This is a genomic window from Arthrobacter sp. UYCu512, assembly GCF_040547075.1.
In the GTDB taxonomy this organism is placed as follows: domain Bacteria; phylum Actinomycetota; class Actinomycetes; order Actinomycetales; family Micrococcaceae; genus Arthrobacter.
Genome location: NZ_JBEPPA010000001.1, coordinates 275,139 through 293,549 on the forward strand (window position 1 = coordinate 275,139; position 18,411 = coordinate 293,549).

The following is an 18,411-nucleotide window of genomic DNA, read 5'->3' on the forward strand; positions in this document are numbered from 1 at the left end:
CCGAAAAGTGATTCCTACACGTGATCTTGAAGAATACTGCACGAGCTCTGACCACTTGCACTTTCCTGGCCGCACTGGCCCTCACCGGCTGTTCTGCGCCGGACGCCGGGAGCGCGCCGTCGTCCGCGGCTGCCAGCGCCGCGCCGTCGTCGGCAACGGCGAGTCCCAGCAGCTCCTCCAGCCCCTGGGGCGACTTTGCTACGGCGGGCGAGGCTTGCGCCGCGATTTCCGAGCAGGCCACCGGCTCCACCCTGCTGCCTCTTGCGGCCGCACAGGGCACTGCCGCCGAGCTGGAACAGACCAAGACAGAACTGAGCAGCACCGCCAAGCGGGCACCCGAGAGCATCAAGGCCGACTTCACCATCCTCAGCCAAGTGGCCATCGCTGGAATCACGGACCAGACAGTTTTTTCCAGCGGGAAACTGCAGGACGCCATGGCGCCGGTGCAGAGCTGGCTCACCGCCAACTGCAAATAGCAGGAATCCGGCACCGGTTCCTAACCTCCCGGCCGACCCTGGCCCCGAAGCGGTCGCCTTGTCGGGGCCAGGGACTAGGGTGGTCACAAAGAGGAAGGGGAAGTGCCGCATGGAATACCAGAATTCTCAGCCCGCAGCCGCAGCGGTGGCCGGGATGTCCGCCGAGGTGCCGATGCCCGGTGGTGGCCGCACCGTCATATCCGAGACCGCTGTGGCGAAGGTCGCGGGCATTGCCGCCCGCGCAGTCCCCGGCGTGTATTCCTTGGGATCGGGTCCGTCCCGGGCGCTGGGGGCTTTCCGCGACGCCGTCGGCAGTGCTGACCATGCCGCCGGTGTCCGCGCTGAAGTGGGCGATACCCAAGTGGCCGTCGACATCGATTTGGTAGCGCTCTACGGCGCATCCCTTCACGCCTTGGCGGACCAGATCCGCGCCGCCGTGTACTCGGCGGTCGAGAAGCTCGTTGGTCTTCAGGTCATCGAAGTTAACATCGACATCAATGACGTCTACGTGCCTGGCCCGGCGAAATCCGGATCCCCGGCCGAGGCCCGGGCGGCAACGGAGGCAATCCAGTGAATCTGACAGTTGCGGGGATCGCAGTCGGCGCGTTCGTCGCGTTTATGTCCTTTCAGTTCGGCGTCTGGGGCTTTCTCGGCGCCTTGTTGTTCATGGGAATCGGCGCCCTGCTGGGCCGCGCCGCGGAAGGGAAACTGGACCTGCGTAGCGTGCTTGACGCCCTCACAGGCCGGCGTTCTTCCTCATGAGTGCCGCTGCCGGGCCGAACGGTACGGTGCGGTCCGGACACACCAGGATCAGCAACCAGGCGCTCACCAGCGTGGCGCAGACCGCCGCGGCCGAAGCCCTCGGCGTCACCCCGCAGGAGGTCCGCGCCGCATGGTCTGACGATAACGGGTTGCTGGCGCTGTCCGTCGTCGCGCCCATCACCGTCCCGCCGCTGACCGCGGTGCTGCGGGACGCCGGGCGGGTCGCGGGTTTTGGCGGTTCCGTCTGGGATCGTGCCGTGGCTGCCAAAGCCGAGATTCTCCGCCGGGTGACCGAGCTGAGCGGTGCCCGGCTGAGCCGGGTTGACATCCGGATCAGCGGCGCCAGCATGAGGGAAGGGGGGCGGGTCCGGTGAGCCATACCTCCGATCATGCTGCTGGGAGCGGGCGCAACATCCCGCCCGCTCCGGCCGACGCCCCGTCGGCCGGGAACACGGCACCTGCAGGGGCCGGCGCCAAGGGCGTCCAGCAGATCCTCACGCGCGAGACCCACTCCTCACGCGCCGTTGCCTCGATCATCGCCGCAGCCCTGGTTATTGCCCTGTGCGTTTTTGCCCTCCTCGAAACCGCGGTCCGGGCCATCGGACAGCCCGCGTGGCTTGTGGATCCCCAGACTGCGGCGGAACAGGCGGTGGCGCTCCCGAGCGGGATTCCGCCGCTGCTGCTTGGCGTGGCCGGCGCGGTGTTGGTGATGGCGGGTTTGTTCTTTTTCCTAAACGCCATCCTGCCGGGACGCCGGGCGCGGCACCTTCTGCGGGACGGCCGTGCCGCCGTCGTTGTGGACGACGAGGTGATTGCCTCCGCACTGGCGCGCCGCGCACGGGTGGCCGCCAACGTAAGTCAGCAGCAGGTGATGGTGACGGTGTCCCGTCAGCAGGTCCAAGTCAACGTCCGTCCCACCTCCGGAGTCCCGCTGAAACCCGAGATGCTTCTCGCCGCTGTCCAGGATGAGCTGCGGGACATGCGGCTGTCCCCGTTTCCTGAAGTTCGAGTCAATATAGCCCAGGCCGGGGTGATCGGCGCATGACTGGATCCCCGCGGATCCTCAACCGGATCCTCCTCGCCGTCCTCGGCCTCAAACTTCTGGCCCTCGGCGTTCTGCTCATCCTGCTGGCGAGCGTGCCGGCCGTGGGCGTGTGGTGGCACAGTTGGGCGGCAGGAGTCTGGAGTTCCTGGCGTAATCTCCTGGACAGCACCCGCGTTCCGGGGAGCCAGGAGAGCTGGCTCTGGATTGTGGTGGTGCTCGCACTGCTGCTGGTGATCGTCGCCATGGTGACCTGGGCCGCGCAGCAGGGGAAAGGCCGCGCCAACCTGCTCGTGTCCGAACAGGATCCGGGCGCGGTGCCCGGGAGCGTCAGGATCGGCAGTGGCGTCGCCGAGCAGGCGCTCCGGGCGGCACTGGCGGACCGTGCGGACCTGGCCGGCGCCACCGTCGCGACCTACGAATTCCGCGGCGAACCGGCCCTGAGAATCAGGGTCCAGCCCCGCCAGGGCGTGGCCCCGCACCGGCTGGCAGCAGAGGTCTCCGGCCTCGTGGAAGCGCTCGACGCTGCACTCGGCAAAAGCACCCCGGTGCTTATTCATATCGCCTCGGGTGCCCGGTCGCGGTTCGGACGGGCGGAACGGGTCCGCTGACCCGGGCCGTGCGGGCGCCGCCACGGCGGCGGAAGTGGGGCGAACCCTAAGCGGGGTCCGTGACCTCCGCTGTTCCGCGACCGCCACTGTTGCGCGGCTGCTGGGTTGCGCGGCTTCGCCGCAAGCACAACCATCACCTTTCCATAAAGGTATGTGTAAACGCTTGCATTTGGCCCCGCTTGTTGATTACTGTGATTCTCGACACGTCAAAGCACTGCCGATTTCTGTCCGGTACTCAGCGAGGAGACCCAGCATGAAAACCCCGAAGTTCCTAGTTCCCGTAGCCACAGCAGGCGTCCTGGCCCTCACCCTCTCCGCTTGTGGCGGGGGCGGTAATAGCGGCGGCGGATCGCCCGCCGGCGACGCCGCGTCGCAGGGCCTCGACAGTCGGGGCCCCATCACCTACGTCCAGGGCAAGGACAACAGCAACGTGGTCCGTCCGTTGCTCGAGAAGTGGAACGCGGCGCACCCGAATGAACAGGTCACGTTCAAGGAGCAGACCGACAACGCCGACCAGCAGCACGACGACCTTGTCCAGAACTTCCAGGCCAAGAACACCGGCTACGACGTCGCGAGCGTCGACGTCGTCTGGACGGCCGAATTTGCGGCCAAGGGCTGGCTGCAGCCGCTGAAGGACAAAATGGCGCTCGATACCGGCGCCATGCTGAAGCCAACCGTCGACTCCGCCTCCTATAAGGGCACGCTCTACGCGGCACCGGAATCATCCGACGGCGGCATCCTCTACTACCGCAAGGACCTGGTTCCCACGCCGCCGAAGACCTGGGACGAGATGATGAGCATGTGCTCCATCGCGACGGCCAACAACATGGGCTGCTACTCGGGCCAGTTCAAGAAGTACGAGGGACTGACCGTCAACGCCTCCGAGGCCATCAACTCCGCGGGCGGTTCGGTATTGGACAAGGACGGCAAGCCCAGCCTGAACACGCCGGAAGCAAAAGCCGGCCTCGGAAACCTGGCCAAGGCCTACGCCGACGGTCAAATCCCGAAGGAAGCCATCACCTTCCAGGAGGAGGAGAGCCGGCAGGCGTTCCAGGACGGCAAGCTGCTGTTCCTTCGCAACTGGCCCTACGTGTACAACCTCGCCACCACTGAAGGGTCCTCGAAAGTCAAGGATGTCCTGGGCATGGCTGCCCTCCCGGGCAAGGACGGCCCCGGCGCCTCGTCGCTGGGCGGCCACAGCGCCGCTGTCAGCGTCTACTCCAAGAACAAGGCCACGGCCCTGGATTTCCTGAAGTTCCTCACCTCTGAAGAGAGCCAGAAGTTCTTTGCCACCCAGGGCTCGCTTGCCCCCGTTCTCGGCGCGCTCTACGACGATGAGGAACTCGTCGCCAAACTCCCGTACTTGCCGGTGCTGAAGACGTCGATCGAGAACGCAGTGCCCCGCCCCGTCACGCCGTTCTACCCGGCCGTCACCAAGGCCATCCAGGACAATGCGTACGCTGCCATCAAGGGCGAGAAGACCGTGGATGCGGCCCTGTCTGATATGCAGAAGTCCATAGAGTCCGCCAGCGCGGGACAGTAGGTCCATCATGACAACCGAAGCAGGCCCGACGCCGGTCAAGACACCGGCGTCGGGCGGGGCCCCGGTCCCGCCCGCGGCCAAGGGTGTAGGCGAGGACAACCGGATCGCGACGCAGGGGCGCTGGGCATCCTGGCTCCTCGCGCCGACTGTTGTGGCATTGGGAATCGTGATCGTGTACCCGATCATCAGTGCCATGGTCATGTCATTCCAGAAAGATGCCGGACTGGACCCCGCTACGGGTCTTTTCACCGCCGGCGGGCCGGCAGGCTTCTCCAACTATGTGAACTGGCTTTTCCAGCAGTGCGCTGCCGGCGGCGGCGGAACCGTGGCCTGCCCGCCGGGAACGCTTGGTGCGCAGTTCTGGTCCGCAACCAGCACAACCTTTTTCTTCACCGTCGTGACTGTGGCACTGGAAACGGTGCTCGGCTTCTGGATGGCCATCATCATGGCCCGGGCCTTCAAAGGCCGCAGCCTGGTGCGTGCGGCAGTCCTGGTACCGTGGGCCATTCCCACCGCCGTTACGGCAAAGCTGTGGCTGTTCATCTTCGCCTTCGAAGGCATCGGCAACAAACTCTTCAACACCACGATCCTGTGGACCGGGAGCGAATGGCCGGCCAGATGGGCTGTTATTATCGCGGACGTCTGGAAGACGACTCCCTTTATGGCGCTGTTGATTCTCGCGGGCCTGCAGATGATCCCCGCCGACGTTTACGAGGCCGCGAAGGTCGACGGTGCCAGCGCCTGGCAACGGTTCCGGATGATCACACTGCCGCTGGTGAAGCCGGCGCTGATGGTGGCCATCCTGTTCCGAACCCTGGACGCGCTGCGGATGTTCGACCTCCCGTACATCCTCACCGGCGGAGCGAACAACACCACCACACTCTCCATCCTGGTGATCAACCAGATCAGGCAAGGCTTCAACGCTGCGGCGGCCCTGTCCACCATCACATTTATCATCATCTTTCTTGTGGCTTTCATCTTTGTACGCTTCCTCGGAGCGAATGTGGTGGAGCAGCAAACCGGCGCAGCTAAGGGGAAGAAATGACAGCCGCGACCGAACTCCGCGCAGAGCAGGACCGGGGCCGGAAGACCGCGCAAAACCGCGAGAAGTGGACCCAGGGGCGCACATATATCAGTGCGGCCGTTATCCTCATCTGGTGCCTGGCGCCGGCCTACTGGATGGTCGTCACGGCGTTCCGCGACGTCGGCTACACCTACGACACCTCCCTGCTGCCGACGCACGTGACGCTGGACAACTTCCAAACGGCGTTCGACACGTCATTCGGGAACCATTTCGGCCAGGCACTGCTCAACAGCTTGTTCATCGGCGGGGTTGTCACAGCGGTGTCGCTGCTGATCGGCGTTTTCGCCGCCTACGCGCTGGCCCGGTTGAACTTCCGGTTCAAGTACCTGGTGCTGGGCTTCATCCTGGGTGCGTCCATGTTCCCAGGCGTCGCCCTCATCACGCCCCTGTTCCAGCTGTTCACCAATATCGGCTGGATGGGGTCCTACCAGGCCCTGATCATTCCGAATATCTCCTTCGTCCTGCCGCTGACGGTCTACACCATGACCTCGTTCTTCCGGGAAATGCCCTGGGAGCTTGAGGAAGCGGCCCGGGTCGACGGGTGTACCCAAGGTCAGGCGTTCCGGAAGGTGATCATGCCGCTCGCGGCGCCGGCGATTTTCACAACAGCGATTCTGGCGTTCATCTCCTCGTGGAATGAATTCCTTATCGCCAGCCAGCTCTCGAGCGACGCTACGCAGCCGGTCACGGTGGCCATTGCCAGCTTCGCCGGGGCGCAGCCGAACCAGGTGCCGTACACCGCGATCATGGCAGCAGGCACCATTGTGACCATCCCCCTGGTCATCCTGGTCCTGGTGTTCCAGCGCAAGATCGTGGCCGGGCTGACGGCTGGCGCCGTCAAATGATGGGTGCACGATGACTGCCGGGCGGACCGACGGCCATGTGCCGGCGACACGACGCAAGGTTCGTTCCGGCGAGGATTTCGACATCATCATCGGCTTCCTGGGCTTCTGGGCGTTCGTGCTGCTGGTGGTCACCGTCTGGATGGAGGTGACCGCCCAGCCGGCGCTCGGCTGGGCGCTCGGTTTGCTGGGCATCTTGCTGGCGATCTACGCCATGATCCGGCTGCGCCGTCGGCTGCCCCGCCGGACGGCAACCAGGCCAAGCTAGGGCTCGAAGCCGCGGATCCAGGGTCGCCGGGGCTAATCAGGACCGCCTGCGTCCAGCCAGTGGCGTCAACAGAAAATCAATGAGGGGACACGGTGGCGAAGACAACAGACAGGGCTCAGCGCGGCGGCCATTCGGGCGTCAGCATCGAGGACGTCGCCGCCGCCGCCGGAGTGTCAACCGCCACCGTGTCCCGTGCTGTCCGTGGCCTGCCCCGGGTCTCCCCGGCCACCCGGGAAAAGATTCTGGGCATCGCCGAAGACCTCGGCTATGTGGCGTCCTTGTCAGCGTCGGGGCTTGCTACCGGGCGCACAAAGACCATCGGCGTGTTGGCACCCTTCGTCAGCCGCTGGTTCTTCTCCAAAGCCATCGAGGGCGCAGACCGTGAACTCCACACCCGGCAGTACAACCTGTCGCTCTTTAATCTCGGTGGCCACGGCAGCAACCGCGAGCGGCTCTTCAGCAAAACCATGGTCTATAAACAGATCGATGCGCTGCTGGTCCTGTGTATGGCGCTGACACACGAGGAAATCGAACACCTTCAGAAAATCGATATCCCGCTGGTCGTCGTCGGCGGCCACGTCGAAGAATGCCCGTATATCGGGATCGACGACTACGCCGCCGCAGCGACGGCGGTGCGGCACCTGATCAGCCTCGGCCACAGGGATATCGCCCTGCTGCACGGAGACGATGAGACCGACCTCAACTTCGACGTCCCCCGGGTCCGGATCACGGCCTTCCAGGATGTTATGGCGGAGGCCGGGCTGAGGGTCCGGGACGAATGGGACGAATGGGGCGACTTTACCCTCAGCAGTGGCCAGGAAGCCTTCCGCCGGCTCTGGGCCCGGCCCGGCCCGAGGCCCACGGCGATCTTCTGCGCTTCCGATGAGATGGCCATGGGGGTCATTTTCGAGGCGCGCCGCGCCGGTGTGCGGATCCCTGAGGAGGTCTCCGTGATCGGGATCGATGACCACGACTTCTCGGAGGCCATGGGTCTCACGACGGTCAGGCAGCGTCCGGACGAGCAGGCGGAGCTGGGCACGAAAATGCTGTTGGACGAACTCGACGGCATCACCGGTTCAGTGCAGTCGGCGGTGGCCCCACACCAGCTCATTATCCGAAGCACGACGGCGCCGCCCCGCAGCGCCGGGCTGGTTGCCCGTGCGGCCGCGGCGGGGGCCTGACAGCCGGTCAGGACGCGCGGGCCAGCTGCCGGATGGGGATCCACCGTGATGCCAGCCGACGGTAGGCGGCGGCAGCGCCGGTCATGTCCCCTTCGGCGAGGCACTCAATGCCCAGCCTTACATCCATCGGTGAGTCATCCGGGTAGACCTTGTCCGCCACGGCCCCGTAATCCAGTTCCACCACCGAGCCCGGGTGGAAGAGCTCCAGCCATTCGGTGAGCTGGGTGAGGTCCTCCAGCATGTCCAGATCCGGGGCGGCCAGAGCCAGATGCGCCACTGCGTAGCGGACGCGCTCCAGCGCCTCGCCGATCGTCGCGCGGATGCGTACGGTGACAATGCGGCCATCGTATTCCACCACGTCGGCAGGGTCTGATTCGGTGAAGAGGCAGAACCAGCTGAACGGGATGCCCCACGTCGACGCCCTGGTGTGGAGCCGTCCCAGCCCGGCATGTGAGCGTGCTTCATCGATGCGTTCCTGGTGCCGTTCGCGCTGCTCCGCCGGGATCAGCAGCCGGGCCAGCGGACCGTGAATGCCCTCCATCAGGGCGTTGGCTGCCAGCCCGGCCCGGAGAACCAGCTGACTGGGGCAGTACAGCATCCGCTTTGGTTGCCCGGCGTCGGATGCCGCTGCGCCCCCGGCGCTTCCCGGCACCGCGAGGGCCCGCACCAGATCGGTTGCCCCGGTGGGGAACGGGTCCCCGCCCTGGCGGGTAATGCGGCCAAGAGAAGCGAGTAGCTCGGCGTTTTCGACCTCAGCCCGGGAATCAGCGCGGGCTTGGGTTGCGCGCAGCTCCTCCTGCTGGTCCGCGGGGAACGCCTCCAAGGGTTCGTAGATCCGCAGCGACGAGGAGAACGGCAGCCCGGCCTGCCCGCGGTAGAGGTTCCCCGTCATTGGATCACGCCGTTTACCTGGGCCCGGCACATCAGTCGCTCAGCTCCACGATCACGGGGGCGTGGTCCGATGCGCCTTTGCCCTTGCGTTCCTCGCGGTCGATTGAGGCGCCCGTGGTGCGGGCGGCCAGTGCGGGGGAAGCAAGGACGAAATCGATCCGCATGCCCTCCTTTTTGGGGAAACGCAGCTGGGTGTAATCCCAGTACGTGTAGACGCCCGGGCCGGGGGTGTGCGGGCGCACCACGTCCTGGAAGCCGGCATTCTCAAAAGCGCGGAAGGCGTCCCGTTCCGGTTCGCTGACGTGGGTGAGGCCCGCGGTGCGAAAGTAGTCGATGTCCCAGACGTCCTCGTCCCGCGGAGCAATGTTCCAGTCGCCCATCAGGGCGATCTGCGCTGCGGGGTCCTGTTGCAGCCAGCCCTCGGCGTGGGACCGCAGGGTGTCCAGCCAGTTGAGTTTGTACGGCATGTGTTCATCGTCGAGGGCCCGGCCGTTGGGGACGTACAGGCTCCAGACCCGGACTCCGCCGCAGCTCGCACCGATGGCGCGGGCCTCCTGCACGGCGTCCTTGCCGTTTTTGCCGAAGACGGGCTGGTCAAGGAAGGTCCGTTCGACGTCGTCGAGCCCCACCCGGGAGGCGATCGCCACCCCGTTCCACTGGCTCAGGCCGAAATGCGCCACCTCGTAGCCCATGTTCTCGAAGAGCTCCCACGGGAAGTTGTCGTCCTTGCACTTGGTTTCCTGGATAGCCAGGACATCACAGTCGGAGCGTTGAAGCCAGGCTTCGACGCGGTCGGCGCGGGCGCGGAGCGAGTTCACATTCCAGGTAGCTATCTTCACAGTTCCTAACCTACCGAACTTGGCTGCCGGACGAAGCCGCCGGCCGGGGCCCCTCTGGAATTTAGTAGGAAGTCCGAGTATATTCGGGAGCAGAAGATGGTGCAGGTCACATCCGGCCTGTTCCGTTACTGCGGCAATCACACGGTGCAAAGGAGCATTCCCTTATGGTTCGCGAGCTATCCCACTACATTGACGGACAGCATGTTGAAGGCACCTCGGGGCGCTTCAGCGATGTCTACGATCCCTGCACCGGCGAGGTCCAGGCCCGGGTGCCGCTGGCCAGCGCCGAGGAGGTCCGCAACGTGGTCTCCAACGCGGAAAAGGGCCAGCTTGAATGGGCCGCCATGAACCCGCAGCGACGCGGCCGGATTTTGCTCAAATTTGTCGATCTTGTCAACCAGAACATGGACGAACTCGCGACCTTGCTCTCCTCGGAACACGGTAAGACTTTCCTTGACGCCAAAGGGGACGTCCAGCGCGGCATCGAGGTTGTGGAATTCGCCGCGGGAGCCCCGCACCTGCTTAAGGGCGAGTTCTCGGATAGCGCCGGGACCGGCATCGATGTCCACTCGATGCGCCAACCGCTCGGCGTCGTCGCCGGGATCACCCCGTTTAACTTCCCGGCCATGATCCCGCTCTGGAAGTCGGGGCCGGCCCTCGCTGCGGGCAACTCATTTGTGCTGAAGCCCTCCGAACGGGACCCCTCGGTGCCGCTGCGCCTCGCAGAGCTGTTCACCGAGGCAGGCCTGCCGGACGGGGTGTTTAACGTCGTCAACGGCGATAAGGAAGCCGTGGATGCGCTGCTGGAAGACCCCCGGGTCCAGGCCATCGGCTTTGTGGGCTCCACGCCGATTGCCCAGTACATCTACGCCACTGCCGCCGCTAACGGCAAACGCGCCCAGTGTTTCGGCGGCGCCAAGAACCACATGGTCATCATGCCGGACGCGGACCTGGACATGGCCGCGGATGCGCTGATGGGTGCAGGCTTTGGCTCCGCCGGCGAACGCTGCATGGCCATTTCCGTTGCCGTCCCGGTCGGCAAGGCCACCGCCGATGCACTCGTCGCGAAGCTGCAGGAGCGCATCGCGGAGCTCAAGGTCGGCCACAGCCTCGCCAAGGACTCCGACTTCGGCCCGGTCGTGGCGGCTTCCGCCAAGGAACGGATCGAAGGGTATATCCAGGCCGGCGTCGACGAGGGCGCAACCCTGCTGGCCGACGGACGCGGCCTTACAGTCGAGGGCTATGAGGGCGGCTTCTGGGTCGGCCCCACCCTGTTCGACGACGTGACAAAGGATATGGCGATCTACAAGGAAGAGATCTTCGGCCCGGTCCTCAGCGTGCTCCGCGCCGAGGACTACGACGAGGCCCTGCGCCTGTGCAGCGAGCACGAGTTTGGCAACGGCGTCGCCATCTTCACCCGCGACGGTGACTCCGCCCGCGACTTCGCCAGCCGGGTCCAGGTGGGCATGGTCGGCATCAATGTCCCCATCCCGGTGCCGATCGCCTACTACACCTTCGGCGGCTGGAAAGCCTCCGGCTTCGGCGACCTCAATCAGCACGGCGCCGACGCGTTCCGTTTCTACACCAAGACCAAAACGGTCACCACCCGCTGGCCCTCCGGCATCCGCACCGGTGCCAGCTTCGTGATGCCGGAAGGCAGCTGATGCCGGACCAGGCGGCCGACGGGACCGCCGAAGTCCTGTTTGAGCGCCGCGGCCGGCTCGGCGTCGTCACCCTGAACCGGCCCCGGGCTGTCAATGCGCTCACCGCAGGGATGGCGGCCGCCATGCTGGACCAGCTCACGCTCTGGACCAGCGACGACGCCGTCGCGGCCGTGCTGGTCCGCGGCGCCGGTGACCGTGGGTTGTGCGCGGGCGGCGACATTGTGGCCATCTACCGTGACATGCTCGACGGCGGCGACGCGACCGCCGGTTTTTGGGCCGGGGAATATGCACTGAACTCCCTTATCTCGGACTACCCCAAGCCGTACGTCGCGTTGATGGACGGGCTGGTCCTTGGCGGCGGAGTGGGGATCTCCGCGCACGGCTCAATCCGGATCGTCACCGAACGTACCCGGATGGGCATGCCGGAGACCACCATCGGTTTTGTGCCCGACGTCGGCGGGACCCTGCTGCTCTCGCGCTCACCGGGGGAGACAGGCACCCACGCGGCACTCACCGGCGCGCACCTAAGCGGCGCCGACGCCCTGTTCCTGGGGCTCGCGGACCACTTCGTTCCATCGGCGAACCTCGTGGAACTTACCCGGGCGCTGGAAAATGAAGCGCCGGACACCGCCGTCGCGCGCTTTTCAGAGCAGGCGCCAGCCTCCGTTCTCGCGGCACAGCAGGAATGGATCGATGCGTGCTACGCCAGCGACGACGCCGCGGAGATCCTTCGCCGGCTGCGCACAGTGGGCGGGGAAGCAGCAGATGTCGCCGAGACCATCGAGGCCAAGTCGCCCACGGCGGTGAAAGTGGCGCTGGAATCCCTGCGCCGGGTCCGCGGACTAAACCTGGAGGAAGCCCTGGAGCAGGAATACCGGGTGGGGCTGCGGTTCCTCGCCGGATCCGACTTCCGCGAAGGCATCCGAGCCCAGGTCGTGGACAAGGACCGCACCCCGCATTGGCAGCCGCCCAGCCTCGCGGAGGTCAGCCGCGCCGACGTCGAATCCTATTTCGCGCCGCTGGGTGACCGTGAACTGAAGCTTGCAAAGGAGCGCGACAATGTCTGAAGCCTTGCCCTCTGTTGCCTTCCTGGGCCTTGGCCACATGGGCGGACCGATGGCCGTCAACCTGGTCAAAGCCGGCTACACAGTGACCGGGTTCGATGTGGTGCCGGCCGCACTGGAAGCTGCCCGGGCGCACGGCATCGCCACCGCGGGCACCGCCGCCGAGGCCGTCGCCGGCGCCGGCGTCGTGCTGACCATGCTGCCCAGCGGCAAGCATCTGCTCGACGCCTACCGAGGCGCCGGCGGCCAACCGGGCCTGCTGGCCGTGGCACCGCCCGGCACGCTCTTCTTGGATTGCTCCACGATCAACGTGGACGAGGCGCGCGAAGCCGCGGAACTTGCCGTTGCGGCCGGCCACCGGGCCGTTGACGCCCCGGTTTCCGGCGGCGTTGTGGGTGCCGAGGCAGGCACGCTCACCTTTATGGTGGGTGCGCTGCCGGCGGACTTTGCGGCGGTGACGCCGATGCTCGAAGTCATGGGCCGGCGCGTCGTCCACTGCGGGGAGCACGGCGCCGGGCAGGCCGCCAAGATCTGCAACAACATGATCCTCGGCGTCTCCATGATCGCTGTCAGTGAGGCCTTTGTGCTCGGTGAGAAGCTGGGTCTGACCCACCAGGCTCTATTTGACGTCGCGTCGGCGGCCTCCGGGCAGTGCTGGGCGCTGACCACCAACTGCCCGGTCCCCGGACCGGTGCCGGCGAGCCCGGCCAACCGGGACTACCAGCCCGGTTTTGCCGGCGCCCTGATGGCGAAGGACCTCCAGCTGGCGCTCAACGCTCTGGAGAGCGCCGGTGTTGCCGCCCGGCTGGGGCCGCTCGCTGCCGAAATCTACGCTACCTTTGCCGCGGAAGGCGGGGCGGGCCGGGACTTCTCCGGCATCATCACCGATATCCGGGACAAATCCGCGGACTAGCAGTTCCGGACGCCGACACGTCGAACACCGACCACTTCCGAACAGCAACTGAGGGGACTTTCATGACGGAGCAGTACACAAACATTTTGGTGGAGCGGCGCGGCCGGGTGGGGCTCGTGACGCTCAACCGGCCCCAGGCCCTGAACGCCCTCAACAAGGCCACCATGGACGAACTCGTGGCCGCCGTGACCGCGATGGATACCGACCCGGACGTGGGTGCGGTGGTATTGACCGGCTCGGCCAAGGCCTTCGCGGCCGGGGCCGACATCAAGGAAATGCAGTCCAAAGGCTACATGGACATGTACGCGGCCGACTGGTTCCGGGGCTGGGAAGAGTTCACCCGGCTGCGCATCCCCGTGGTCGCGGCTGTGTCCGGATTCGCCCTCGGCGGCGGCTGCGAGCTGGCGATGATGTGCGATTTCATCATCGCCGGGGACAACGCCAGGTTCGGCCAGCCGGAAATCAACCTCGGTGTGCTGCCCGGCATGGGCGGCTCACAGCGCCTGACCCGCGCGGTGGGCAAGTCCAAGGCGATGGACATGATCCTGACCGGCCGGTTTATGGACGCCGACGAAGCCGAACGCGCAGGGCTGGTGTCCCGCGTGGTGCCGGCCGCGGACGTTGTCGAGGAGGCCCTCAAGGCCGCCGAAGTGATTGCCTCCAAGTCCAAGCCGGTGGCGATGGTGGCCAAGGAAGCAGTCAACGCCGCCTTCGAAACCGGGCTGGCCCAGGGCGTGCTCTTTGAACGCCGCGTGTTCCACTCGCTGTTCGCCACCGAGGACCAGAAGGAAGGCATGGCGGCGTTCACCGAGAAGCGCCAGCCCGTCTTCACGCACCGCTAAGCGTGACGCCGCGCCACAGTTCCTGCGCTCTGGCACCGTTCGCCTGGCCCGATCCGCGGCATAAGCCCGCTCCGAGGCTCAGGTAGCGCTGATCCCGAACAGGCCGATGATCAGGGCCATCACCATCAGGGTCACGAGTTCGTGGACGCAGTTCAGCACGGTGAGTCCGGCCGGACGGCGCTCGAAGGCATCGTGGGTGATGAACCGCGCGGCCGTGAAGCCGGCCCAAAGTATCAGGCTGGTGACCAGGGTGTTGAGCAGGAAATTCCCGCCGTAAAAGTGCTGCGAGATCGCGGCGGACCCGGCCAGCACCCAGGCGCTGACGAAGCTGACCACCAGGGTGATTAGGATCGGCTTGACGGCGTCTTTGGCGTCCCCGCTTGGATTGACTTTGGCGACCCGCATCCAGTAGTTGCCGAACACCTTTGGCGTGTACCAGACGGAGCCGACCACCATGCTTGACAGGGCGGCCAGCAGCACCGCCCAGATGTTAATTTCCGGAATCATCGGTCTCCCCTCAAGTCCAGGATGGGTACTTCACGAATCCTATTTAGCCACCGGCCGTGTGCTTCGCCTGCTCCGGCGTCCACCGGGGTCAGCCGCTGAAGTCGCCGGCGTCGCGGCGGAAGGTACCCAGGATCCGGATCAGTTGGTCGACGTCCTGCGCCGGAAAGCCTGGCTGGGCGAACACCTCGGAGTTGAGCTCCGCCGTGGCCCGCTGGGCCAGCGTCCGCCCCTCCGTGGTGAGTTCAATCAGGGTGGTGCGCCCGTCCGTGGGGTGCGGGGAGCGGAAAACCAGCCCGGCGCCCTGTAACCGGTCGACGGCGTTCGTCACCGAGGTGGGATGGACCTGCAGCAGCGCGCTCGCCTTATTCATCGGCAACGCACCGCCGCGGGCGAAGCTCAGCAAGGCGAGCAGTTCGTACCGGGCGAACGTCAGCCCGAACGGCTTGAGGACCCCTTCGATCCTGGCCAGCAGGATCTGCTGGGTCCGCATGATGGCGGTGATGGCAGCCATCGGTGCGGCGACGTCGGACCAGCCGTGCCGCTCCCAGTTCAGCCGGGCGTCGGCGATCGGGTCACGCGGCAGCGGCGTTGCCACGATGCTCCCTGCTTTCGGTGCTGAATCCCATCGGGCTCAGCCTAGCTTCTTGGCGTTGCTTTTCAACCCGGGGAAGTCGGCTTCTGAGTACTCAGTGCCCAGTCCGGCCGGAACCGTTCCGCCGCCATGGCGAAGTTCCTCGCTGCGCCGCAGCTCGACGCGCCGGATCTTGCCCGAGATGGTTTTGGGCAGTTCGGCGAATTCCAGCCGGCGGATTCGTTTGAACGGGGCAAGGTGGTCGCGGCAGTAACGCAGGATGTCCTCGGCCAGTTCGGGGCCAGGCTCGTGCCCGGCGGCCAGGACCACAAACGCTTTGGGCACCGAGAGCTTGAGCGGGTCGGGGGAGGGTACGACGGCGGCTTCCGCCACTGCCGGGTGCTCGATCAGCACACTTTCGAGCTCGAAGGGGGACAGCCGGTAGTCCGAGGATTTGAAAACGTCGTCGCCTCGGCCCACATAGGTGATGATGCCTCGCTCGTCCCGGCTTGCCATGTCGCCGGTGTGGTAATAGCCGCCACGGAAGGCCTCCGCGGTCTTTTCAGGGTCGCCGTAGTATGCCTTCATCAGTCCTACAGGGCGGGGGTCCAGACGGAGGCAGAGCTCACCGTCGTCGCCCTCGGCCCCCGTCGCGGGGTCCACAAGGACGACGTCGTAGCCGGGAAGCGGTTTGCCCATGGCTCCGATCTTGATTGGCTGGCCAGGCGTGTTCGCGATCTGCACGGTGGATTCGGTCTGGCCGAAGCCGTCGCGGATGGTCTGTCCCCAAGCGCGGTGGACCTGGTCAATGACCTCCGCGTTGAGGGGTTCACCGGCGGAGACCACCTTGCTGGGCGGGTTCTTGAGCAGGGTCAGGTCTGCCTGGATGAGCATCCGCCAGACCGTCGGCGGGGCGCAAAAGCTTGTCACCGATTCGCGGTCCATCTGCTCCATCAGCGCCTTGGCGTCGAAGCGATCGTAGTTGTAGATGAACACGCAGGCTTCGGCGATCCAGGGCGTGAATACGTTGGACCAAGCGTGCTTGGCCCAACCGGGGGAGGCCACGTTCAGGTGCACATCGCCGGGTTCCATTCCAATCCAGAACATGGTGGATAAGTGGCCCACCGGGTAGGACGTGTGTGTGTGCTCCACGAGTTTGGCCTTGGACGTGGTGCCCGAGGTGAAGTAGAGCAGCATAGTTTCGTCGGCCAGGGTCGGCACGTCCGCAGTGAACTCTTCCGCTGCACCGGCGGACTCGGTGTACTGCAGGGCGGCCGAGTCCGTTTCGTCGCCGGCGCCGATTTCGATGAGTCTGTAGCCGCCCGGAACCTCGTCGAACTTCTTGATATTGGCGCTTCCGACGGCGGCCCAGTTAGCGCCGCCGCGCTCCACCCGGTCCTTGAGGTCCGCCGGTCCCATCAAGGTGGTTGTGGGGATCATAACGATGCCCAGCTTGATCCCGGCGAGCATCAGTTCCCAGAGTTCAATCTGGTTGCCGAGCATAATGATCATCCGGTCACCGCGCCGTACACCCTGGCTTTGCAGCCAGTTGGCCACCTGGGCCGAGCGACGGGACAGGTCCGCGTAGCTGCGCCGAGTGGCCGTGCCGTCCTGTTCGACGATCACGAGGGCGGGCTTGCCCGCCTTGGCCGGGTCCGCCGCGATCTGGTCGAACCAGTCCAGGGCAAAGTTGAAATACTCAAAGCGCGGCCACTGGAATTCGCTGCGCGCCGCTTCATAGTTATTGCGGAGATCGAGCATGCGGTCGCGTGCCGCGCGGAATTCCTCAGTGACTGTCATGGTGGACCTTTCGACGTCTGGTGGCGCAGCCGTTTCAGCCCGGCGCCGTTGCCCGGCGATCACCCGTTCCCTAGTGATCGCCGTCACTGTGCAATATACTAGGACATCCAAGGGTTTGGAAGAGCCGGCTAGGTTCACGAATGGATCACAACGAAGGGATACATGCCCGTGCAGCCACAAGGACGTGTCAGCGGACAGCAGGCCACTGAGGGTAGAGCAGCCGTGGACGGTGCAGCGCAGCCGCCCTTCCCAGACGCCGATCTGATGTACATCGTGGATTTGCTTTCCCCGGCGGAACAGAACCGTTACCAGGAAATCCGCGATTTCCTCCAGTCCCGAATCCGGGCGGCCTCGATCGACTACTGGAACCGTGAGGAGTTCCCCTTCGGTCTGCTCGCCGAACTCGGAAAATACGGCCTCGGCGGCCTCCAGACGGACGGCACCTCCAAGCTGTTCAAGGGCCTGATGTATGTGGAGGTGGCCCGCGCCGATGTGTCGCTCTCGGCGCTCGTCGGGATCCACAACGAGCTGATTGTCGGCATGATCGACCAGCTCGGCTCCGAGGCGCAGAAGGCACGCTGGCTGCCCGGGCTCACCGCCTTCACGCAGATCGGCGCCTTCGCCCTGACGGAGCCCGAGCACGGCTCGGATATTGCCGGCGGGCTAGCCACCACGGCCCGGCTGGAAGACGGCGAGTGGGTCATCAGCGGCGCCAAGCGCTGGATCGGCGCCGGCACCATAGCGGACTTCGCGCTGGTCTGGGCCCGGGATGTCGCGGACCAGCAGATCAAGGGCTTTATCGTGGAGACGGACCGCCCCGGCTACACCGCCACAAAAATCGCGAACAAGATCGGACTGCGGATCATGCAGAACGCGGACATCGTGCTCGACGCGGTCCGCATCCCGGAATCCAACCTCCTCCCCGGGGCTACCGACTTTTCCAAGGCCAACGAGCTGCTGCGCGATTCGCGCGCCTGGGTGGGCTGGCAGGCCGCCGGCATCCAACTGGCCGCGTTCGACGTCGCGCGTTCCTATTCGCTGGAACGCAAACAGTTCGGCAAGGAACTGGCCCGTTTCCAGCTGATCCAGCAGCAGTTGGCCGAGATCCTGGGCAACGCCTCGGCCTCGCTGTCGCTGATGGCGCAACTGGCCAGGATCCAGGAAGACGGAAAGCTTGAGATGGTGCAGGCCGCGATGGCCAAGTCCACCACCACCCGGCTGGCCCGGGCGTCGGTGGCGATGGGGCGCTCGCTGATGGGCGGCAACGGGATCAGCAGCGACTACGAGATGGGCAAGCTCTTTGGCGACGCCGAAATCCTGTACACGTACGAGGGCAGCTACGAGATCAACTCGCTGATCGTCGCCCGGGCCGTGACCGGGAAGTCAGCTTTCGTTTAGTCCGTTGAAGTGGCAGATCGAGCGTTTTAGCTTGAGCGATTTTTCGTTCCAGCGGCCGCCCCGGAATTAAGCTGCCGGACGCCATCCTGCGCGGCTTCCTGTCTTAAGCGGGG

General features: G+C 65.6%; 21 protein-coding genes. 16 read left to right on the forward strand and 5 right to left on the reverse strand.

The features are described 5' to 3' along the window. The first annotated feature begins 20 nt into the window (after nt 1–20). The 11 genes from ABIB49_RS01330 (at nt 21) to ABIB49_RS01380 (ending at nt 7,809) form a co-directional block, all read left to right on the forward strand. On the forward strand, nt 21–476 hold the full coding sequence (locus tag ABIB49_RS01330) for a hypothetical protein (protein WP_282359538.1): 456 nt from the start codon (nt 21–23) through the stop codon (nt 474–476). 109 nt (nt 477–585) lie between these two features. Next, complete coding sequence (locus ABIB49_RS01335) at nt 586–1,050, forward strand: Asp23/Gls24 family envelope stress response protein (RefSeq protein WP_354156589.1); 465 nt, start codon at nt 586–588, stop codon at nt 1,048–1,050. Next, nucleotides 1,047–1,238 carry a hypothetical protein gene (locus ABIB49_RS01340; RefSeq protein ID WP_226773418.1) on the forward strand — a complete coding sequence of 64 codons (192 nt, stop codon included), beginning with the start codon at nt 1,047–1,049 and terminating at the stop codon, nt 1,236–1,238. Before ABIB49_RS01335 ends, ABIB49_RS01340 begins: the two co-directional genes overlap by 4 nt. Further along, entirely contained in the window at nt 1,235–1,612 is a 378-nt protein-coding gene (locus ABIB49_RS01345) for a hypothetical protein (RefSeq protein ID WP_282359540.1), read from the forward strand. The genes ABIB49_RS01340 and ABIB49_RS01345 overlap by 4 nt, the downstream gene beginning before the upstream one ends. Next, nucleotides 1,609–2,283 (forward strand): DUF6286 domain-containing protein, encoded by a 675-nt coding sequence (locus ABIB49_RS01350; protein ID WP_354156590.1) that lies wholly within the window; start codon nt 1,609–1,611, stop codon nt 2,281–2,283. Before ABIB49_RS01345 ends, ABIB49_RS01350 begins: the two co-directional genes overlap by 4 nt. After that, nucleotides 2,280–2,891 carry a hypothetical protein gene (locus ABIB49_RS01355; protein WP_253031391.1) on the forward strand — a complete coding sequence of 204 codons (612 nt, stop codon included), beginning with the start codon at nt 2,280–2,282 and terminating at the stop codon, nt 2,889–2,891. Before ABIB49_RS01350 ends, ABIB49_RS01355 begins: the two co-directional genes overlap by 4 nt. A gap of 253 nt (nt 2,892–3,144) precedes the next feature. Then, on the forward strand, nt 3,145–4,434 hold the full coding sequence (locus ABIB49_RS01360; protein ID WP_253031390.1) for an ABC transporter substrate-binding protein: 1,290 nt from the start codon (nt 3,145–3,147) through the stop codon (nt 4,432–4,434). 7 nt (nt 4,435–4,441) lie between these two features. Next, nucleotides 4,442–5,479 (forward strand): carbohydrate ABC transporter permease, encoded by a 1,038-nt coding sequence (locus tag ABIB49_RS01365; protein ID WP_226773413.1) that lies wholly within the window; start codon nt 4,442–4,444, stop codon nt 5,477–5,479. Beyond that, nucleotides 5,476–6,363 (forward strand): carbohydrate ABC transporter permease, encoded by an 888-nt coding sequence (locus ABIB49_RS01370; RefSeq protein WP_226773412.1) that lies wholly within the window; start codon nt 5,476–5,478, stop codon nt 6,361–6,363. Before ABIB49_RS01365 ends, ABIB49_RS01370 begins: the two co-directional genes overlap by 4 nt. 10 nt (nt 6,364–6,373) lie before the next feature. Continuing rightward, nucleotides 6,374–6,628 (forward strand): hypothetical protein, encoded by a 255-nt coding sequence (locus ABIB49_RS01375; protein WP_226773411.1) that lies wholly within the window; start codon nt 6,374–6,376, stop codon nt 6,626–6,628. Between the two features lie 92 nt (nt 6,629–6,720). Further along, nucleotides 6,721–7,809 (forward strand): LacI family DNA-binding transcriptional regulator, encoded by a 1,089-nt coding sequence (locus ABIB49_RS01380; RefSeq protein ID WP_226773410.1) that lies wholly within the window; start codon nt 6,721–6,723, stop codon nt 7,807–7,809. A gap of 7 nt (nt 7,810–7,816) precedes the next feature. Here ABIB49_RS01380 and ABIB49_RS01385 read toward each other — a convergent pair whose 3' ends face one another. Further along, nucleotides 7,817–8,701: a DUF8083 family protein gene (locus ABIB49_RS01385; RefSeq protein WP_226773409.1), complete on the reverse strand. Its 885-nt coding sequence runs from the start codon at nt 8,699–8,701 to the stop codon at nt 7,817–7,819. A gap of 31 nt (nt 8,702–8,732) precedes the next feature. Beyond that, on the reverse strand, nt 8,733–9,539 hold the full coding sequence (locus ABIB49_RS01390) for an exodeoxyribonuclease III (RefSeq protein WP_282359542.1): 807 nt from the start codon (nt 9,537–9,539) through the stop codon (nt 8,733–8,735). 164 nt (nt 9,540–9,703) lie between these two features. Between ABIB49_RS01390 and ABIB49_RS01395 the strand changes: the two genes are divergently transcribed. From ABIB49_RS01395 to ABIB49_RS01410, 4 genes are all read left to right on the forward strand, one after another. Beyond that, nucleotides 9,704–11,203: a CoA-acylating methylmalonate-semialdehyde dehydrogenase gene (locus ABIB49_RS01395; RefSeq protein WP_226773407.1), complete on the forward strand. Its 1,500-nt coding sequence runs from the start codon at nt 9,704–9,706 to the stop codon at nt 11,201–11,203. Continuing rightward, the gene (locus ABIB49_RS01400; protein WP_282359543.1) at nt 11,203–12,270 is read left to right on the forward strand and encodes an enoyl-CoA hydratase/isomerase family protein; all 1,068 of its coding nucleotides are present in this window, start codon (nt 11,203–11,205) and stop codon (nt 12,268–12,270) included. Before ABIB49_RS01395 ends, ABIB49_RS01400 begins: the two co-directional genes overlap by 1 nt. Next, nucleotides 12,263–13,180, forward strand: coding sequence for a 3-hydroxyisobutyrate dehydrogenase (gene mmsB, locus ABIB49_RS01405; protein ID WP_282359544.1), 918 nt, complete (start codon nt 12,263–12,265; stop codon nt 13,178–13,180). Before ABIB49_RS01400 ends, mmsB begins: the two co-directional genes overlap by 8 nt. Before the next feature lie 62 nt (nt 13,181–13,242). Further along, the gene (locus tag ABIB49_RS01410; RefSeq protein WP_282359545.1) at nt 13,243–14,022 is read left to right on the forward strand and encodes an enoyl-CoA hydratase; all 780 of its coding nucleotides are present in this window, start codon (nt 13,243–13,245) and stop codon (nt 14,020–14,022) included. A gap of 78 nt (nt 14,023–14,100) precedes the next feature. Here ABIB49_RS01410 and ABIB49_RS01415 read toward each other — a convergent pair whose 3' ends face one another. From ABIB49_RS01415 to ABIB49_RS01425, 3 genes are all read right to left on the reverse strand, one after another. Continuing rightward, the gene (locus ABIB49_RS01415; protein WP_282359547.1) at nt 14,101–14,529 is read right to left on the reverse strand and encodes a DUF1761 domain-containing protein; all 429 of its coding nucleotides are present in this window, start codon (nt 14,527–14,529) and stop codon (nt 14,101–14,103) included. Nucleotides 14,530–14,617: 88 nt separating this feature from the next. Further along, the gene (locus ABIB49_RS01420) at nt 14,618–15,124 is read right to left on the reverse strand and encodes a MarR family winged helix-turn-helix transcriptional regulator (RefSeq protein WP_226773402.1); all 507 of its coding nucleotides are present in this window, start codon (nt 15,122–15,124) and stop codon (nt 14,618–14,620) included. A 36-nt stretch (nt 15,125–15,160) separates the two neighbouring features. After that, a complete protein-coding gene (locus tag ABIB49_RS01425) occupies nt 15,161–16,900 on the reverse strand; it encodes an AMP-binding protein (protein WP_354156591.1) in 1,740 nt (579 codons plus the stop codon). A gap of 264 nt (nt 16,901–17,164) precedes the next feature. Between ABIB49_RS01425 and ABIB49_RS01430 the strand changes: the two genes are divergently transcribed. Further along, nucleotides 17,165–18,298 (forward strand): acyl-CoA dehydrogenase family protein, encoded by a 1,134-nt coding sequence (locus tag ABIB49_RS01430; RefSeq protein ID WP_282359594.1) that lies wholly within the window; start codon nt 17,165–17,167, stop codon nt 18,296–18,298. Nucleotides 18,299–18,411: the final 113 nt, after the last annotated feature.

What these genes read in the sequence shown, in the direction of transcription:
- ABIB49_RS01335 (WP_354156589.1), top strand. Translation starts at nt 586, where the DNA reads ATGGAATACCAGAATTCTCAGCCCGCAGCCGCAGCGGTGGCCGGGATG.
- ABIB49_RS01345 (WP_282359540.1), top strand. Translation starts at nt 1,235, where the DNA reads ATGAGTGCCGCTGCCGGGCCGAACGGTACGGTGCGGTCCGGACACACC.
- ABIB49_RS01355 (WP_253031391.1), top strand. Translation starts at nt 2,280, where the DNA reads ATGACTGGATCCCCGCGGATCCTCAACCGGATCCTCCTCGCCGTCCTC.
- ABIB49_RS01360 (WP_253031390.1), top strand. Translation starts at nt 3,145, where the DNA reads ATGAAAACCCCGAAGTTCCTAGTTCCCGTAGCCACAGCAGGCGTCCTG.
- ABIB49_RS01365 (WP_226773413.1), top strand. Translation starts at nt 4,442, where the DNA reads ATGACAACCGAAGCAGGCCCGACGCCGGTCAAGACACCGGCGTCGGGC.
- ABIB49_RS01370 (WP_226773412.1), top strand. Translation starts at nt 5,476, where the DNA reads ATGACAGCCGCGACCGAACTCCGCGCAGAGCAGGACCGGGGCCGGAAG.
- ABIB49_RS01375 (WP_226773411.1), top strand. Translation starts at nt 6,374, where the DNA reads ATGACTGCCGGGCGGACCGACGGCCATGTGCCGGCGACACGACGCAAG.
- ABIB49_RS01385 (WP_226773409.1), bottom strand. Translation starts at nt 8,701, where the DNA reads ATGACGGGGAACCTCTACCGCGGGCAGGCCGGGCTGCCGTTCTCCTCG.
- ABIB49_RS01395 (WP_226773407.1), top strand. Translation starts at nt 9,704, where the DNA reads ATGGTTCGCGAGCTATCCCACTACATTGACGGACAGCATGTTGAAGGC.
- ABIB49_RS01400 (WP_282359543.1), top strand. Translation starts at nt 11,203, where the DNA reads ATGCCGGACCAGGCGGCCGACGGGACCGCCGAAGTCCTGTTTGAGCGC.
- mmsB (WP_282359544.1), top strand. Translation starts at nt 12,263, where the DNA reads ATGTCTGAAGCCTTGCCCTCTGTTGCCTTCCTGGGCCTTGGCCACATG.
- ABIB49_RS01410 (WP_282359545.1), top strand. Translation starts at nt 13,243, where the DNA reads ATGACGGAGCAGTACACAAACATTTTGGTGGAGCGGCGCGGCCGGGTG.
- ABIB49_RS01415 (WP_282359547.1), bottom strand. Translation starts at nt 14,529, where the DNA reads ATGATTCCGGAAATTAACATCTGGGCGGTGCTGCTGGCCGCCCTGTCA.
- ABIB49_RS01425 (WP_354156591.1), bottom strand. Translation starts at nt 16,900, where the DNA reads ATGACAGTCACTGAGGAATTCCGCGCGGCACGCGACCGCATGCTCGAT.
- ABIB49_RS01430 (WP_282359594.1), top strand. Translation starts at nt 17,165, where the DNA reads ATGTACATCGTGGATTTGCTTTCCCCGGCGGAACAGAACCGTTACCAG.